This is a genomic window from Halorientalis brevis, assembly GCF_023077655.1.
Genome location: NZ_JALLGV010000001.1, coordinates 218,595 through 236,103, shown reverse-complemented (window position 1 = coordinate 236,103; position 17,509 = coordinate 218,595). Strand labels below are relative to the sequence as shown.

Below are 17,509 nucleotides of genomic sequence, written 5' to 3'. Positions count from 1 at the left end.
CTGCAAGTATGATCGACCAGATTCTCTTCCCGACCGACGGGAGCGAGGCGGCAGCCGACGTGTTCGAGTTCGCACAGCAGATCGCGCTCGAACACGACGCGACGCTGACCGTGCTCAACGTCGCAGACACGAACAGGGACAGCGTCACCCAGATCAGCGGCGAGGTGATCGACGCCCTGGAGACCGAAGGCGAGCAGATCGTTCAGGAGCTGGCCGACGACGCGAACCCGAGGGTTTCGATCAGGACAGACGTGGTGCAGGGTGAACCGCGCCAGACCATCGTCGAGTACGGCGAGCGGATCGACGCCGATCTCATCGTGATGCCGACACACGGTCGGCGAGGCCTCGAACGCGTGCTCCTGGGGAGCGTCACCGAGCGGGTCGTCAGCACGGCGACCGTCCCGGTGCTGGCGGTCAATCCCGGGGACGACGGTGCGCCGTCGTATCCGTGTGACGACGTCCTCGTTCCGACCGACGGTAGCGAGGGCGCGACGCGGGCGCTACGGACCGGCGTCGACCTCGCGAAAGCGACTGGCGCGACCCTCCACGTCCTGACCGTCGTCGAGACGGCGAGTCTCGGATTCGACGCGCGCTCGATGCTCAAAGACGAGGAGCTCGAATCGAACGCGACCGAGACCATCACGGAAGCGACGGACGTCGCCGAGGCATCGCTGGACGACGTCAGGAGCTCGATCCGGCACGGGCGGCCCTATCGAGAGATCCGCGCGTACGTCGACGACAACGACGTCGATCTCATCGCGATGGGAACTCACGGCCGCACCGACTTCAGTCGCTATCTGCTCGGAAGCGTCGCGAACAAGCTCCTGCGCTCTTCACCGGTTCCGGTGCTGACAGTGCGGGCTGACGCGGACGACTGACGAGCCGGCGCCGTCCAGGCGAGCCGGCCCACGGACCGGACGACTGGGCTCGCCGACTCGGACGGGCCGTCGATACGGGGTGTAAGGAGCGGGATAACTGTCGTGAACTGGGGTCGCACGCCTGTCGCGGCTCGGCTCACGGCGTGGCGGATTCGTTCTAACGTCGTTTCCGTGGGGCGGAAGATATTTTTCCAATGGAAGTGAACGGCGAGATATGTCGTTTCGGCAAATCGCATTCCGGCGAGCCCAGACGGCACGTGCATTCGCCGAGCACTGGGACGGGACAGTCGATGGGCGAGCGACCGGGCTCGCGGACTGGAGCGCTGATCCACGCCGATGACCGAAACGACGTCCCTCTGGTGCCGATCCGACCTGGGTGGCGACGCGGTCGAACTCGACGCCTCTCACTCGGTCGTCGAGGACCGTCCCGGGCGAGTCACGGCAGGCGTAAATCGATTCCTAATGGAGTGAGACAGACGAGATGAACACACAGCACGAGGCGGTACGAACGGAGGGCGAATCGTGACGGCAGACCAGAACCCACCGGACTGGGAGTTCAAGGAGCGCGACGTGCTCATTCTGCGAGAGCTCTCGCGGGACCCGCAGCTGTCCTCGCGCGACCTCGCTCGCATCCTCGAAGAGGACCACGACATCCAGGTGTCCCACGTGACCGTCAGCGAGTCGATCCGCGGGATGCGCGAAGAGGGAGTCTTCCGCGAGGCCATCATCCCCAACGAGGAGTACTTCCTCTTTGCCATGTTCGAGTTCAAGATCAACCCCGAACACTTCGAGGAGGGGTGGCGCGAGGCTATGGAGTCCATCCGCGACTCCCCGAACACCCTGATGTACTTCCTCTCGGACGGGGAGTACCAGTGGAAATCGGTGATGATGTTCCCGGACCGCGTCGCCGAGTCCAAGTGGATCCACGATTTCTACAAGGAACACGGCGACGTCGTCCACAACATCAGAAACTCCGTGGTTCACAACGTCCTCAAGTTCCGCACTGATCCCGAGATCCTCGAAACCCTCCACAACGAGGAGTAACCGACGTCTGGACGCACCGGTAGGAGACGCCTTCGATCGGTGGCCGGCTCGTCGGCCGGCTCGTCGGCCGGTACCGACGGACGGTGCGCCGGTCGGTCGTCGCTCACTCACGGCATCGAACGATCCCAGGCCGACAGCCTCAGCAGTGAACACTCGGTTGGTCTCGTGTCTGCCCACCGTGTCAGGACGCTGATCGGGGGTCGTCGTCGGGGGCTGGGCGTTGCGTCCCAACCGCGTCGGGGCGTGTGTAATCACACGGACGATTTCCGACAGCGGCCGGTGTAGAAACGGTCGTGGCACCTCTGTGGTGCTTAGGAAGAGTTTCAGGCCTCGTCCAGTGCCACGAAGATAGCTATCGGGTGTTCACGGTTGGTGACACACCACACCCTGGTAAGTCACTGTTTCCGGAGAAAGCGTAGATAAGTACTGGCCACTTATTCGGGCCTGGTATCAATCCATATTTGAATTCGAATTCGTGAAGTCCGAAGACATTTACCTATTCGTGGTGGACGAATTAGCGACACCGGACATCGCACGTTCGGTCGGTCCCCGTGCGTGGTCCGTGGTGTCAGACATACCATGTTGCCCTCCACAAAAAAGGCGCTCCTCGTGAGCGTCACGGTTCTCTTAGTCGGGGGAATCGTCACAGCGTCCGCGATGCCGGCGCTGGCATCGAGCCAGTCGTCACAGGCGGATGCGAACAACCTACAGAACGTACAAGAAGACGCAGAGATCAGTTGGAACGCCCGCCTCCAGTCGGACGAAACCGTCTGGCAGAACCAGCGGGTGTACGTTAACGGTGCGGAAGTCGTGAACAACGCGAGTATTCAGCCGGTCGCACGCGCCAGTGCACAGGCCCGGACGTTCGAGATTCGAACCGTGCAGAACGACTCACTCGGTTCGAGAGTCGGACAGTTCCAGGTCAGTCCGTCTGGCGTCGCCGTCATCGATATGGGTAGCTACGAGCCGGGCGAGTACGTCATCTCGTACGAAGACATGCCGGTCATGATCGACGACGGTGACGCCGAGTTCACCACCGACGTCGCGGAGGCGTCCTTCGGCGTCGCCACGCAGACGATCAACGCGTCGTTCGATCCAGACCAGGCAGATCCTGACGAGTCGACGCAGCTCGAAGTCGACTCGAACCGGGACAGCAGTTACCTCATCAGCGTCACGGCGACGGGACTCCACCAGGCCCAGGTGACGCGCCTCTTCCAGGAAGGTGAGCCCTTCGAGAACTCCTCGGTGCAGAGCGGAACGATCCTGCGCATCGACGACGACGTCGAGATCCAGCTCTTCAACGCTGGCATCGACCCCGGGACCTACGAGTTCCAGATCGACGTTCTCGGCGCCAGCGCGAGTGACACCACGTCACTGACGGTCGGCGAACCCCAGGAGACTGGAAACGAGACGATGGGGAACGAGACGGGTGGCGTCGGTGCCACGCCCGGCAACGAGACGGGTGCCGAGAACGGCACTGACGACATGTTCACTGACACGCCCGGCAACGAAACGGACATGCCGTCAGACAGCGACACGCCCACCGAGAGCCAACCCGCCGGCGAGGAATCGCCCACGTCGACGGAACCAGGCGACGGAAGCACTGAAACGACGACGGAAACCGGTCCCGGATTCGGTCTCCTCGTCGCCGTCGTCGGGTTGCTCGGTGCTGCCCTGCTCGCCCGACGCAGAACGGACTGACTCCGTACAGCGATTCAGCACCCGTCTTTTTTGCGACCGCTCCGTGGTAGTGGCGACAGCAAAAGTCGTGCTGCGGGACCGCTACTGCATCAGCGAGAGGAACTCGCAGGTGATGACCGGTGCGTCGTTCTGTTTTTTGATCTCGGCCGCGGTGTGAAGCACGCCAGCGGCCACCGGGTGCTCTGGCTTCTCGCGTTTCTCGACGACCTCCGTCTCGACGTGGATCGTGTCGCCGAACACGACGGGGCCGACGAATCGGAGGTCGTCGACGCCGTAGAAGGCCACGAGGCTCTCGCGTTCGGCCTCGGAGCGTGACTGCCACAGGAGCCCCGTCGCGACCGAGAACACGAGCGTCCCGTGTGCGATGCGCTGGCCGAACTGGGAGTCTTCCATCCGCTCGGCGTCCATGTGGAGGTGGTTGAAGTCACCGCTCACGCCGGCGAAGTTGACCACGTCCGCTTCCGTGATGGTGCGCGCTTCGGTTCGGTCCGTCTCACCGACCTCGACGGTCTCGAAGTAGCTGTCGGATGTCCGTGTCGCGTCGTCGCTCATAGGGAACTCTCCGTGAACAGTCGGTACGTCGTCGCACCGATCGCGATCTCTTTGCTGTTGCCGTCGTCGTCGGTTCCGAGCACTGTGACTCGCGTCACGCCCGTCGACGTGCCCGCGCGGATGACCTCCGCCTCGACCGTGATGTCCGACGTGGCTGGCCGGACGTACTTCACGTTCAGGTCGGTCGTGGCCAGCGTCGTGTTCATCGGATCGTCGACGCAGGTCCGGAGCGCGAAGGCGCTACAGGTGTCGACGACCGTCGCCGTGACGCCGCCGTGGATGGTTCCCGTGACCCAGTTCGTCAGCTTCTCCTGATATGGCAGTTCCATGACCGCGCGGCCGTCCTCGAGCGTTTCCAGGGAGACGTTCAACCACGACAGGAAGCCGTGGTTCTCGATGACTGCCGAGGCGTCCTCGACGGTCACCTCGCCCTCGAAGTCGATTGGCACGTCGTCGGACCCGTCGCTCATCTATTTCCCCTCGAACTCGGGGTCACGGTCTTCCATGAACGCGCTCGCACCCTCCATCATGTCGTCGGTGCTCATCAGGAGGCCGAACGCCTGGCTCTCCATGGCGAGGGCGGCCGGCATGCTGGCGTCGTCGCCTTCGTTCATCACCTGTTTGGCGAAGCGCAGGCCGACCGGGGGTCCGGACACCAGGTCGTCGACGAACTCACCGACGACGTCGTCGAACGCTTCGCTGGGGACGGCGCGGTTGATTAGTCCCCAGTTCTCGGCCCGGTCTGCGCTGATCCGGTTGCCTCGGAAGACCAGTTCCTTGGCGCGCGCTTCGCCGATCATCCGCAGGGCGCGCTGGGTACCGCCGCCACCGGGCAGGAGGCCGAGGCTGATCTCGGGGAAGCCGAACTCCGAGTCCTCGGTGGCGACGCGCAGGTCACAGGCCAGCGCGAGTTCGTGGCCGCCGCCCAGGCAGAAGCCGTCGATCTTCGCCAGCGTGGGGCGCGGGAAGTCGTTGACCGTCTCGAACATCGACGTGACTTCGGCGGCCTCGTAGGGCTCCATGCCGGCGAACCCGCCGATGTCGGCGCCGGCCGAGAACGCTCGATCGCCCGCGCCCTCGAAGGTGACACACCGGACTTCGTCCAGGTCGGCGTTGTCAAGGACGTGTTCGACCTCGTCCATGAGGTCCTCGTTGAGAGCGTTCATGCGCTCGGGACGGTCCAGCTCGATGGCGAGCACGCCGCGGTCGTCCCGCTCGACGTTGATGGTGCGGTACTCGCGGTTGCCGTCGTCGCTCCCGTACTCGTAGAACCCGCGGCCAGCGTCCTCGCCCGTGTGGCCGCCGTTGACGAGTTCGACGAGGTAGTCCGCCGGGCGGTAGCGTTCGGCTTCCGTCTGTTCGTAGCGAGTCTCTAACGTATCGAGAATCTCGTCGAGGCCGATCTTGTCGGCGCGACGGCACGGCCCCTCGGGGAAGCCTGCACCGAGCCGCATGCCGGTGTCGATGGCGTCGGGGGTCGCAACGTCGTTGCCGACGAGCTTTGCCGCTTCGTTGACCATCCGTGCCTCGATGCGAAGCGTGTCGAAGCCCTCGCCGTCACCGGGTTCGTACGTGGTCCCGTCACCGTCCTCGTACTCGTAGTAGCCTTTGCCGGTTTTCTGGCCGAGGTTGTCGTTCTCGACTTTCTCCTCGACGATCGGCGGGATGGGCTGGCCGGCTTCTTTCCGGACGTGATAGCCGATGTCGATGCCGGTCATGTCAGACAGCTCGAACGGCCCCATGGGGTACCCGCGCTGGTGGACCATCGCGGCGTCGACCTGTTCGATCGTCGCGTCACCCTCCGAGACCGCCCAGGCAGCCTCGTCACCGAACGGCCCGAGGACCGAGTTGACGACGAACCCGCGGACGTCTTTCTTGACGTAGATCGGCGTCTTGTCGATGGATTCGATGAACTGGGAGGCCGTCTCTGCGGTCTCGTCGCTGGTCTCGTCGCCGTAGATGACCTCGACGAGATCCATCTTCACCGGCGGGTTGAAAAAGTGCGTCCCGACGACCTGTTCGGGGCGATCGGTCGCGCTCGCCATCTCGGTGATCGAGAGCGAGGACGTGTTCGACGCGAGGATGGCGTGTTCGGGGGTAAACTCGTCCAGATCCCCGTAGATGTCTTTCTTGAGATCCATCTGCTCGGGGGCCGCCTCGATGACGAGGTCGACGTCTTCGACGGCGGCTTCGAGGTCCACGGCCGTCGAGACCCGAGCCATCACGTCGTCGGGGTCCTCGTCGATCAGGCCCTTCTCCGAGAGTTTCTGCAGGCTCCACTCGATGTCGTCGTACCCCTCGTCGACGATCTCCTGTTCGATGTCTCGCATCACCACGTCGTACCCGCCGATGGCGACGACCTCTGTGATACCGTGACCCATGCTTCCTGCACCGAGCACCGCTACTCGGTCGATGTCATCGACTTGCATGCCAGAAAATGTGTCCGCGTCCGATATAACTCCACCGACGACCCGAACCAGTGTAAGGCATATGCGCCTTTTCTGGTTACTATGTTAGGGCCAGTGTACGTGACTCGCTCACTGTTAACTGCACTGGCGAAGCAGGTTTCGTATAGTCGACTCTGTCTGTTTGTCGTCGGTAGTATCCGGATTTGAGCGAACGGTTCGTGACTCGTCACGCCGGACACTCGGGAGTCCTGCGGGTCTCGACGGGGTGGCTACGTGAGAAATATCGTCGTATTACAGCTTGCTCTCGGCGTCTTCGGCGAGTTCCTTCATGCGTTTGCCGATTCGCCCGGCGTCCGAGAACTCGTCTTCGCTCATGGCAGTCGCCAGTGCGTTTCCGAGGACGAACACGGCGTGCTTGTGCTCGCTTTTCGACATGTGCACGTCGTTCGGCGTGACGTCGAGTTCGTCGTAGCCCTCGAACAAACTCGAGTCGACGTCCTCGAGATCTTTGAAATACTCCATGATCATGACCATGTGCTCGTGAAGTTCGAGTAACTCGTCTTTGTGCATCCGTACGTTCTCATTCGTGAGACGCCGGTTTAAGAATTTCTGACAACCGTTCGCACAACCGGCAACGCGTCAGTTGCCAATAAACGGCGACGTGAGTACATCTCGCTGCTGTTTGTTTCTGGCCCCGGCAGTACCGACGGGTAATCTGCTAGTTACACTACACAGCGACGGGGCAGTGCAGTTTGCGGAGTGGTATGCCTCCTGGCTGCGGAGACGTCGCGAAAAATCGGCACTAGAACACGTATTCGTCGTCGTGGCCCATCATACCGTCGTCTTCCAGACCGGTCTCCTCCTCGTCATCAACGGGTCCACTCGTCTTGTACGCCTTGATCCCTGTCGAGAGTAGGTCCTCGATGGCCTCCTCGCGGTTGAGGAATTCGCCCTTCTCGACTAACTGGGCGATCTGCATTTCGAGGTGCTCCGGGATTGTGATCTCTGCCTTCGGCATCTGAACGTTGGGGATTTCGACAGAGGGGTATTTAATTCTGACGGGGGTCATCCGCCTCTATTTAAAACGATTTCGCGATAAGAAAACCTGTGTTTTCGTACTGCAGGATGATGTTCCCGACATCGGTATTGATGTTGTGTGATATGAAACCGTCACTGCTAGTTCGGGACGAAGCTGGTTCCTAATCAGGCCTCTCTGTGTGTGACGTGCGCGAGGGTTTCGTGGTGGATCTCGATTCCTGGAGGCCGTTCGAGTCGATACGCATAGGGGCTGCCGGTCCCGTCTCTATACTGTGACAGCAACCGACGTCACGGACCTCTACGAGGAGTTCGGCGACGAGCGATTACCGCCGGGACAACACGAGACGACGGACTTTCCGGTGCTCTCGAAGTCCGGCCGACCGTCGTGGGATCCCGACAGCTGGGAGTTCACGGTCACCGGGGCCGTCGACGAGGAGTTGTCCTTCTCCTGGTCGGAGTTTCAGGCCCTCCCAGCAGAGACACAGCGGCAGGACTTTCACTGCGTGACTGGGTGGAGCAAATTCGATTGCGAGTTCACAGGCGTCCCGTTCCCCGAACTCGCAGAGCGTGCGGGCGTCCACGAGGACGCCTGTCACGTCATGTTCGTCGCCCTCGACGACTACACGACGGACCTCTCACTCGACGCGTGCATGCGGGACGAGGTCCTGTTCGCCTGGGCGTTCGATGGCGAACCGCTGGCCCCGGACCACGGCGGGCCACTGCGCGTCGTCACGCCGCACAAGTACGCGTACAAGGGGGCAAAGTGGGTCAGTGGCCTCGAGTTTCTCACCGAACCCGAGCGAGGGTTCTGGGAGCGGCGCGGCTACTCCGACACGGCGAACCCGTGGGCCGAAGACCGATACAGTTGAGGGGTGGACGTGTCGGCGCAGGAAGGACACTCTCAAGAGGGCGGAACCCTGAGTTGCAGCAGATGGAACCGGCCCAGCGCGAGGAGCGAGCAGGCCCACGCGAGGGTGCGGTGCTCGTCGGCCGCACCCGCGAGGTCACGGACGTCTCGTATCGTGCGTTTCTGGCGAGCCAACCAGCACCACGGGTCCACTGGGCAGCGCCCGACGGCCTCGAAATCGTCGGGAGCGGCTCTGCGGTAACTGTCACTGCCCACGGCCCGGATCGGTTCGACAGCCTCCGCGAGGCTGCCTCGACCGTGTTCACTGACGTCGACCGGACGGGACCCCCCGAGACCCGTCCGCGACTGCTCGGCGGACTTGCGTTCAACGAGCATCACGAGTCCGAACCGCCGTGGGAGGACTTCCCGGCGGCCGCGTTCACGCTCCCGCAGACACAGTTGACGACTGCAGGCGATACCACCTGGCTGACCGTGCGGGCCTACGGAGAGGACGTCACGGCCGACCAGGTCGAACAGCGACTTGACGCCGCCGCCGAGTCGTTGTCGACCCTCCCGATGATGCGCCCGAGCGGCGGCCCACCTGGCGTCGTCGAGACCCGCACGACGCCGTCGAAAGCCGAGTGGACCGAGCAGGTCGAGCGGGCGATCGATCGGATCGAAGCGGGCAACCTCCGAAAGGTCGTCCTCGCGACGGCACTGGAAGTCGATCTCGCCGGCGAACTCGACGTGCCGGACGCGCTCGAACGGCTCCGACGGACGTACCCGAACTGCTATCGCTTCCTCGTCCAGCCGGGCACCGAGGCCGCCTTTTTCGGTCCGCCACCCGAGCGACTCGTCAAACTGACGGGCCAGCGCGTCGAGACGGAAGCGCTCGCCGGCTCGGTTCCCCGGGGAGAGACGCCCGAGGAGGACGCCGATCTGGCGGCGTCGATGCTCGACAGCGAGAAACTCCAGCACGAACAGCGACTCGTCGTCGATGCGATCATGGATCAACTGTCGCCGCTCGGTGACGTGCAGGAGGGCGAGCAGGGCGTTCGGAAGCTGACCAACATTCAGCACCTCCAGACGCCGATCACGGCGACGCTCTCGGCGGACGAACACGTCCTGAGTCTCGTCGAGGCGCTCCACCCGACGCCGGCAGTAGGCGGTCTGCCGCCGGACAAGGCCTGGCAGGTCATCCGCGAGACGGAGACGTTCGATCGGGGCTGGTACGCCGGGCCGATCGGCTGGTTCGACGCCGACGGTGACGGGGAGTTCGCGGTCGGAATCCGCTCCAGCGTCGCCGGCGGTGAGACGGCCACGCTGTTCGCCGGCTGTGGCATCGTCGCTGACTCCGATCCCGACGAGGAGTGGGAGGAAGTCCAGCCGAAGTACCGGCCGATCCTCGACGAACTGACGAGCGACGACGCGGCGACCGACGGACGATGACTGCACCCAACCGCGCCACGCTCTGGGGCCGACTCGTCGCCGACGAACTCGCGAAGTCTGGCGTCACCGCCGCGTGCATCTCGCCCGGCAGTCGATCGACGCCGCTGACAGTCGCTATCGCGGATCATCCCGACATCGAGGTGTTTTCGATACTCGACGAGCGCGCGGCGGCTTTCTTCGCGCTCGGTCGCGGTCGTCGCACCGGCGAACCGACGGCCATCGTCTGTACGTCGGGCACCGCCGCGGCGAACTTCCACCCGGCCGTCATCGAAGCCAACCAGGCACGCGTCCCGCTGGTCGTCCTGACCGCCGATCGTCCCACCGAACTCCACGACAGCGGCGCGAACCAGACCGTCGATCAGCAGGACCTCTACGGCGACGCCGTCAGATTCCAGCGGACGCTGCCAGAGCCGGAACCGACGGCCCGAAAACTCCGCTCGGTCCGGACGACGGTCGACCGGGCAGTGGCCGCGGCGATCGGCGTCCCTGCCGGCCCAGTCCACCTCAACTGTCCGTTCCGAAAACCGCTCGAACCGGTCGAGGTTTCCGGCGACGTTCCCGAGGAACTCGCCGACGAGGCGCCAGCGGCCGTCGACGGCCGCGACGGTCCCTTCGTCGAGACCGCCCAGGGGCGTCCCGAACTGGCTGACGGTGCAATTCGAGACCTCGTCGCCGAGGTCGAGCGCGCTGAACGCGGGCTGATCGTCGCGGGTCCGATGGACCCGAGGACGGGCGACACTGACGCGATAGCCGACCTCGCGGCCGCGACGGGCTTTCCGATCCTCGCGGATCCCCTCTCTGGCCTTCGGTTCGGCGAGCACTGCGACCGCGACGGCGTGACGGTCTGCGGCGGCTACGACTCGTATCTCGCGGGCGCTGACGACTGGCCGACACCCGAGTTCGTTCTCAGAGTCGGTGCCTCCCCCACCTCGAAGGTCCTGCGTCACTCTCTCCGAGACAACGCCGACCGACAGATCGTGGTCGATCCCGCCGGTGGCTGGCGTGAGGCCGAGTTTACCGCGACGGACCTCGTCGTCGCGGATCCGATGCGACTGGCCCGCGCGGTCGCCGAACGGCTCGGAGACGACGAACCCGACGACGCCTACCGCGAGCGCTTCGAGACCGCCGAACGGGAGTACTGGGACCTGATCGCGGACGCCCGCCAGTCCGAATCCTTCGAAGGCAAAATACTCGCAGACGTCGTCGAGCGAGCGCCGGACCCGTCGACCGTCTTCGTCTCGAACAGCATGCCAGTTCGGGACGTCGACCGGTTCGGGCGACCGCGGGCGGCCGACCTGACCGTGCTCGCCAACCGCGGCGCCAGCGGCATCGACGGGATCACGAGTACGGCCCTCGGTGCCGGGAGCGCGACAGACGACCCGCTCGTCCTGGTGACTGGCGACCTGGCGTACTATCACGACATGAATGGCCTGTTGTCGATCGCTCGCTGTGGCGTCGACGCGACCATCGTGCTCGTCAACAACGACGGCGGCGGCATCTTCCACCTCCTCCCGATCGAGGAGTTCGACCCGCCCTTTACCGAGCAGTTCAGGACGCCGCACGGACTCGACTTCGAGCCGACCGCCGACCTTTACGGACTCGCGTTCCAGCGCGTTACCCCCGGCGAGGCGTTCCAGCGGGCGTTCGACGAGTCGGTCGCGAGTGAGGGAACGCAGGTCATCGAAGTTCGCGTCGACGGCGCGGCAAGTCACCGAACCCGCGAGCGGATACACGAAACCGTGCGTGACCGGATCGACGGCGCCTGATTCATCGGCGCAGCGCGTGCCGGGTCAGCAGCGCGAGGCCGAACGGGAACCACGTGACGAGAAGCGCGAGCACGCCCCAGATGCTAACCAACGGTAGTTCGAACAGCGACAGGAACAGGAGCGGGGCGAGCAGGCTCCAGGCGCCGAACACGACGATCGCGACCTCCGGGATCGAGAGGAGATAGGCGACGACGAACAGCGTACAGAGGCCGACGGTGACGTTTACGGCCACCGGGAACGCGGGGAAGAAACTCGCGAGCAGGAAGACCGGATAGAGCGCGAACAGCGCGCCGATCTGGATGATCGTTTGTGGCGTCAACGGCAGTCGAACCCGGTCGACCGAGTGGTCGGTGTAGGTCGTCCGTGTCGCGTACCCGCTGGATTCTCGCTGCCGTCCGCTTCCCGTCGTCGTTCGTTGCCACTCGGCCGTCCCCGGGTTACTCCCTGTTCGACCGGTCGACTCGTGAGCTCCGTCGGTACTCTCAGAGTCTGACTCCGACCCGGACGGCCCCTGCTCCCGTCGCCCGGATCGATCGTCAGCGGTCCCGTCACCTGCCGTGGGTTCGCTGCTCGACGGTCCCGCCTGCGCTGGCTCGTCACCCGTCTCACCGCCGGCGTGCTTGCTCCCGTCGACGACGTTGTCGGCGGCGCTGACGAACTGTTCGTGGCCGAGTCGGTCGTATCGAGCCCGCAGGTCTGGGTCGGTCAACACTTCTTTCGCCCGCGTGATTCGCTTGAACCGGGCTTCGGCGTCCGGCGCGTCGCTCACGTCGGGATGTGTCTCTTTGACCTTCGCGCGGTAGGCCGACTCGATCTCCTCGGTCGTGGCGTCGTCGTCGACGCCGAGGACCTCGTAGTACGTCTCTGACATGGAGGGTGTCACGGGGATGGACCGACTCAGCGGGGACGCCGCGTCTACGCGCACATCTGGTGACGTCCTGATAAGAACTTCGGCGCGATTCTCACGAGTGAACCTCGACGAGTGTCTACGCGACGGCAGTCCGGTCGTTCTCGTTTCAGGGTCCCGAACGCGGCCGCGGAAATCGAAGACGGGGAATCTATTTGGTGTCGCCGGTCGGAGTCCGCGTATGGTCTCGGATCTTTTCGACGCAGAGCGGTGGGAATCTATCGACGAGTTCGACTTCGAGGACATCACCTATCACCGCGCCGTCGACACCGGCGCGGTCCGGATCGCCTTCGACAGGCCCGAACTCCGCAACGCGTTCCGACCCCCGACGGTCGACGAACTCTACGTCGCGCTCGACCACGCCAAGCGCCAGACCGACGTGGGCTGCGTCCTGCTCACCGGTAACGGCCCCTCGCCGAAAGACGGCGGGTGGGCGTTCTGTTCCGGCGGCGACCAAACCGTTCGCGGGCCGGACGGCTACGAATACGACGAGGAGGGCAAAACTGGACGGTTACACATTCTGGAAGTCCAGCGACTCATTCGGACCATGCCGAAGGTCGTCGTCGCCGTCGTGCCCGGTTGGGCCGTCGGCGGCGGTCACTCCCTGCACGTCGTCTGTGACATGACGCTCGCCTCCGAAGAACACGCCAAGTTCCTCCAGACCGACCCAGACGTGGCCTCTTTCGACGCCGGCTTCGGCTCGGCGTACCTCGCTAAGCAGATTGGCCAGAAGAAGGCCCGTGAGGTGTTCTTCCTCGGGAAGACGTACGACGCCGACGAGGCCGAGGAGATGGGCATGGTCAACGACGTGGTCCCACACGAGGAGCTAGAGGAGGAAGCCCTCGCGTGGGCCGAGACGATCATGAACAAGTCGCCGACGGCCATTCGCATGCTGAAGTACGCCTTCAACCTCGTCGACGACGGACTGATGGGACAGCAGGTCTTCGCCGGCGAGGCCACGCGACTCGGTTACGGGACCGCCGAAGCCCAGGAGGGTCGTGACGCGTTCAACGAAAATCGGCAGCCGAACTTCGGGCAGTTCCCCTGGCACTACTAAAGCACCTTTTTTCTTCGGCGGGTTTCCTCGCGCGCCGAAGGCGCGCTGTGGGAACCCACCTCGAAAAAATCTGCACCAAATAAGGCCGAGAGCGCGCGTCGCGCGCTCTCGGATGCTCTACCTAGTTTCTGCCGCACTGCACTGCACTGCGCCGCACTGCACCGCACTCCTGTCCACCACAGATCTCCAAATCCCTTCGCTCCTGCCGGTCGTTCGTCATTTCCCAACTCCGTCGCGCCACGAACGCCGCGACCAGCGCGCGCCAAACTGTTGGTGGTCCGCCAGTAGGCGATTCCTGGCGTGGCGTCTGCTGGCACGCCGCAACCGCAGGAACAAGGGCCAAACTTCACACGGCTGGGGAACGAACGCCGTTGTAATGGCAACGGCTGATGCCGAGGTGTCACGCACGAAAGCCTGGCTGATGGCCGCACGACCCCAGACGCTCCCCGCGGGGGCGGCACCGGTGATCGTCGGGACTGGGCTCGCAGTTCACAGCGGCGTGTTCGCCGCGATACCGGCGGTTGCAGCGCTGCTGGGGGCGCTGCTGCTGCAGGTCGGGACGAACTTCGCGAACGACTACTTCGACGCCGTCAACGGGGCCGACACCGCCGAGCGCGAGGGGTTCACTCGCGTCACGGCAGGTGGGCTCATCGAACCGGCGCGCGTCAAGCAAGCGATGGCCGCGACGTACGCCCTGGCCGTCGTCGTCGGTCTCTATCTCGTCTACGTCGGCGGACTCCCGATCGTCGTCGTCGGCCTCTCCAGCATCGCGGCCGGCGTCGCCTACACCGGCGGGCCGTACCCGTACGGCTACCGCGGACTGGGCGACCTCTTCGTGTTCGTTTACTTCGGTCTCGTCGCGGTGATGGGGACCTACTACGTGCAGGCGGCTGCGACGCTCCCGTGGGTCGACCCGCTCGCACTCGCGGTTCCGGCGGGGACGGTCACGATGGAAGCGTTCGTCGTGAGTCTCCCGGCCGCGGGGCTCTCGACGGCCATCTTGGTCGTCAACAACATCCGGGACCGCGAGACCGACGCGGCCTCCGGCAAGAAGACGCTCGCAGTCATGCTCGGCTACACGTGGAGTCGCGTCGAGTGGCTCGCGATGGTCGGGATGGCCTACGTCGTCCCCGTCTTCTTCGCGCTCGACGCGGAGTTCGGGCTGCCGGCGTTGCTCCCGCTAGTGACGCTCCCGCTGGCGGTCTCGCTGGGACAAACGGTGCTGACGCGCACCGACGGCGAGGCGCTCAACCCCGCGCTAGAACGGACCGGACAGTTGCTGGCCGCGCACTCGGCGCTGTTCGCAACCGGGCTGGCACTCACATGATGGACGTCGAACCTTTCACACTCGACCTGGCGCGTCCGCTCTCGACCGCCCGCGGAGAACTCGAGCACCGCGAGGGCTTTCTCGTCAGAATCCAGTACGCTGACGCCGTCGGTGTCGGTGAGGCCAGTCCGCTCCCGGGCTGGACGGAGTCGCTGGACGCGTGCCGAGAGGCCCTCGAATGGGCGCCCGAACTCGCCGAGGACGAAGACTGGGGCGTCGCGCTCGGCGAGACGAACGCGCCGGCGGCCCGCCACGCGCTCTCGCTGGCGCTGGGTGACGCCCGCGCACAGCGTGCGAACAAACCTCTCTATCGCTCGCTGGGCAACGATAGACTCGTCCGTCGCGTCCCGGTCAACGCCACGGTCGGTGACGGCGCGGTCGAGGAGACGGCTGACCGCGCCGCCGCGGCGGTCGACGCCGGCTTCGACTGCGTCAAGATCAAGGTGGGCGCTCGGTCGGTCGACGACGACGTCGAACGACTCCGTGCAGTGAGGGACGCGATCGGCCCCGAGGTCGCCCTGCGGGCCGATGCAAACGGCGCCTGGTCTCGCGAAGCGGCCGAGCGCGCCTTCGACCAACTGGCCGCGCTCGACCTGGAGTACGTCGAACAGCCGCTCCCCGCCGACGACATTCCCGATCTGTCCGGCCTCCGTGACGACGGGGTGGCGGTCGCGCTCGACGAATCGCTGTCCAGCCGATCGGTGACCGACGTGTTGGCCGCCGAAGCCGCCGATTACCTCGTCCTCAAGCCGATGGCGCTGGGCGGCCCGGACCGCGCGCGGATGGCCGCACGGCAGGCCCGTCAGGCCGGCGTCACGCCGGTCATCTCGACGACCATCGACAGCGTCGTCGCCCGGACTGCCGCGGTTCACGTGGCGGCTGCGATTCCGGAGATTCCCGCGTGCGGACTCGCCACGGCGGAGTGGCTCGCCGAGGACCTCGGGCCGGACCCGGCGCCCGTCGCGGACGGCCAGATCGAAGTCCCACAACACAAGGGCCTCGGCGTCGAACTGGCGGAGTAATGCCGACGCCGGGCGAGTGGCCCACACAGGACCTCGTTTCGCACCGCGTAGCAGCGACGCCCGATCGGACCGCCGTCGTCGACGTCGACTCCGGCGAGTGCCTGACCTACCGGGCGCTGGACACTGCTGTCGCCGAACGCACTGCCGCACTCGATCGACTGTGTGACCGCGGTGGACCGACCGTCGCCGTCCTCCTCGACACGCGCGTCGCGTTCGCCGAAGTCGTCTTCGCCGTGCAGCGACTCGGCGGCCGCCTGGTCCCGCTGAACGCCAGGCTGACGCCGGACGAACTGGCCGCCCAGGTCGATCGCCTCGATCTCGACGTGCTCGTCTGTGGAAGCGACACCGAAGCGACGGCCGTCGAGGTGACTGACGCGCCAGTCGCGACCGTCGACGAGTCCGAACGGGAAGCGGGGCTGGAGCTGCGGGCACCAGCCGACGCTGCTCCCGACCCGGTCTCGTTGGACCGCGAGTCCGACGCGCTCGTCATGTTCACGTCGGGAACCACCGGCCAGCCGAAGGGCGTTCGCCTGACGATCGGGAACCTGCTTGCCAGTGCGACCGCCTCCGCGTTCCGACTGGGGGTCGACCCGACCGACCGCTGGCTCTGCTGTCTCCCGATGTACCACATGGGCGGTCTCGCTCCCGTGATTCGGTCAGTCCTCTACGGAACGACGGTGGTCGTTCAGTCCGACTTCGACGCCGCGCGGACTCCCCGCGTCGTCGACGAGTACACGGTCACCGGCGTGTCGCTCGTCCCGACGATGCTCCAGCGACTGCTCGACGCCGGGTGGACGGCACCTGACCAGCTCCGATTCGTCCTCCTGGGCGGTGCGCCAGCGTCAGCCGAACTCGTCGACCGGTGTGCAATCGCAGGCGTCCCGGTGTACCCGACCTACGGCATGACCGAAACCGCCTCGCAGATCGCGACAGCGACGCCGGAACAGGCGTTTTCCCACGAAGGTACTGTCGGCCAGCCGCTCCTGGGGACGGACGTGACGGTCGTCGACGAGGCGGGTAGTCCCTTACCGACCGGTGAGCGCGGTGAACTCGTCGTCGACGGCCCGACGGTGACGCCCGGCTACCTCGACTCGACGACGACCGACGACGCGTTCGGTGAGTTCGGGTTGCACACGGGAGACGTCGGCTATCGCGACGACGACGGGCGGCTGTGGGTGCTCAACCGGGTTGACGACCGTATCATCAGCGGCGGCGAGAACGTCGATCCGGGCGAAGTGGCTGACACACTCACCAGCCATCCCGATGTCGCGGCCGCTGCCGTCGTCGGACTCGACGATCCGGAGTGGGGCGAACGGGTGGGTGCGCTGGTCGTTCCGGCGGCGGACGAGTCGCTCGATGTCGACGCCGTGGTGGCCTACTGTCGAGGCCGGTTGGCGGGATTCAAGTGTCCGCGAACGACCGCCGTCGCCGAGGAGCTGCCGCGGACGGCGTCGGGAACGGTCGACCGCGAGGCCGTGCGTGATCGCCTGCGGTGACCCGGATACTTAACCGA

Annotated in this window: 16 protein-coding genes; 10 read left to right on the top strand and 6 right to left on the bottom strand. The window is 65.2% G+C overall.

The features are described 5' to 3' along the window. The first annotated feature begins 8 nt into the window (after positions 1–8). The 3 genes from MU553_RS01235 to MU553_RS01225 all read left to right on the top strand — a co-directional run bounded on the left by MU553_RS01235 (position 9) and on the right by MU553_RS01225 (position 3,623). A complete protein-coding gene (locus MU553_RS01235) occupies positions 9–878 on the top strand; it encodes a universal stress protein (RefSeq protein ID WP_247373672.1) in 870 nt (289 codons plus the stop codon). A 522-nt stretch (positions 879–1,400) separates the two neighbouring features. Beyond that, positions 1,401–1,922, top strand: a complete 522-nt coding sequence (locus MU553_RS01230) for an Lrp/AsnC family transcriptional regulator (protein WP_247373660.1) — start codon at positions 1,401–1,403, stop codon at positions 1,920–1,922. A gap of 579 nt (positions 1,923–2,501) precedes the next feature. Next, positions 2,502–3,623 carry a PGF-CTERM sorting domain-containing protein gene (locus MU553_RS01225; RefSeq protein ID WP_247373658.1) on the top strand — a complete coding sequence of 374 codons (1,122 nt, stop codon included), beginning with the start codon at positions 2,502–2,504 and terminating at the stop codon, positions 3,621–3,623. Positions 3,624–3,704: 81 nt separating this feature from the next. Here the strand turns inward: MU553_RS01225 and MU553_RS01220 are convergent, their stop codons facing one another. The 5 genes from MU553_RS01220 to MU553_RS01200 form a co-directional block, all read right to left on the bottom strand. Further along, a complete protein-coding gene (locus tag MU553_RS01220; protein WP_247373644.1) occupies positions 3,705–4,175 on the bottom strand; it encodes a MaoC/PaaZ C-terminal domain-containing protein in 471 nt (156 codons plus the stop codon). Next, positions 4,172–4,645 (bottom strand): PaaI family thioesterase, encoded by a 474-nt coding sequence (locus MU553_RS01215; RefSeq protein ID WP_247373642.1) that lies wholly within the window; start codon positions 4,643–4,645, stop codon positions 4,172–4,174. Before MU553_RS01215 ends, MU553_RS01220 begins: the two co-directional genes overlap by 4 nt. Beyond that, entirely contained in the window at positions 4,646–6,604 is a 1,959-nt protein-coding gene (locus MU553_RS01210; RefSeq protein ID WP_247373640.1) for a 3-hydroxyacyl-CoA dehydrogenase/enoyl-CoA hydratase family protein, read from the bottom strand. A gap of 270 nt (positions 6,605–6,874) precedes the next feature. Continuing rightward, positions 6,875–7,153, bottom strand: coding sequence for a UPF0058 family protein (locus MU553_RS01205; RefSeq protein WP_247373637.1), 279 nt, complete (start codon positions 7,151–7,153; stop codon positions 6,875–6,877). Between the two features lie 232 nt (positions 7,154–7,385). After that, a complete protein-coding gene (locus MU553_RS01200; protein WP_247376120.1) occupies positions 7,386–7,601 on the bottom strand; it encodes a ribbon-helix-helix domain-containing protein in 216 nt (71 codons plus the stop codon). 292 nt (positions 7,602–7,893) lie between these two features. On the opposite strand from MU553_RS01200, the gene MU553_RS01195 reads away from it, so the two are divergent. The 3 genes from MU553_RS01195 (at position 7,894) to menD (ending at position 11,683) form a co-directional block, all read left to right on the top strand. Next, the gene (locus MU553_RS01195; protein ID WP_247373635.1) at positions 7,894–8,490 is read left to right on the top strand and encodes a sulfite oxidase-like oxidoreductase; all 597 of its coding nucleotides are present in this window, start codon (positions 7,894–7,896) and stop codon (positions 8,488–8,490) included. Between the two features lie 62 nt (positions 8,491–8,552). Next, positions 8,553–9,917 (top strand): isochorismate synthase, encoded by a 1,365-nt coding sequence (locus MU553_RS01190; protein ID WP_247373633.1) that lies wholly within the window; start codon positions 8,553–8,555, stop codon positions 9,915–9,917. Then, positions 9,914–11,683, top strand: coding sequence for a 2-succinyl-5-enolpyruvyl-6-hydroxy-3-cyclohexene-1-carboxylic-acid synthase (gene menD / locus MU553_RS01185; protein WP_247373631.1), 1,770 nt, complete (start codon positions 9,914–9,916; stop codon positions 11,681–11,683). Before MU553_RS01190 ends, menD begins: the two co-directional genes overlap by 4 nt. 1 nt (position 11,684) lies before the next feature. Here the strand turns inward: menD and MU553_RS01180 are convergent, their stop codons facing one another. Continuing rightward, positions 11,685–12,554 (bottom strand): DnaJ domain-containing protein, encoded by an 870-nt coding sequence (locus tag MU553_RS01180; RefSeq protein ID WP_247373628.1) that lies wholly within the window; start codon positions 12,552–12,554, stop codon positions 11,685–11,687. A gap of 217 nt (positions 12,555–12,771) precedes the next feature. Between MU553_RS01180 and MU553_RS01175 the strand changes: the two genes are divergently transcribed. The 4 genes from MU553_RS01175 (at position 12,772) to menE (ending at position 17,492) form a co-directional block, all read left to right on the top strand. Further along, positions 12,772–13,647 carry a 1,4-dihydroxy-2-naphthoyl-CoA synthase gene (locus MU553_RS01175; protein ID WP_247373614.1) on the top strand — a complete coding sequence of 292 codons (876 nt, stop codon included), beginning with the start codon at positions 12,772–12,774 and terminating at the stop codon, positions 13,645–13,647. 376 nt (positions 13,648–14,023) lie between these two features. Continuing rightward, positions 14,024–14,974, top strand: coding sequence for a 1,4-dihydroxy-2-naphthoate polyprenyltransferase (locus tag MU553_RS01170; protein ID WP_247373612.1), 951 nt, complete (start codon positions 14,024–14,026; stop codon positions 14,972–14,974). Next, positions 14,974–15,996, top strand: coding sequence for a mandelate racemase/muconate lactonizing enzyme family protein (locus tag MU553_RS01165; protein WP_247373598.1), 1,023 nt, complete (start codon positions 14,974–14,976; stop codon positions 15,994–15,996). Before MU553_RS01170 ends, MU553_RS01165 begins: the two co-directional genes overlap by 1 nt. Then, on the top strand, positions 15,996–17,492 hold the full coding sequence (menE, locus tag MU553_RS01160; protein ID WP_247373596.1) for an o-succinylbenzoate--CoA ligase: 1,497 nt from the start codon (positions 15,996–15,998) through the stop codon (positions 17,490–17,492). Before MU553_RS01165 ends, menE begins: the two co-directional genes overlap by 1 nt. Positions 17,493–17,509: the final 17 nt, after the last annotated feature.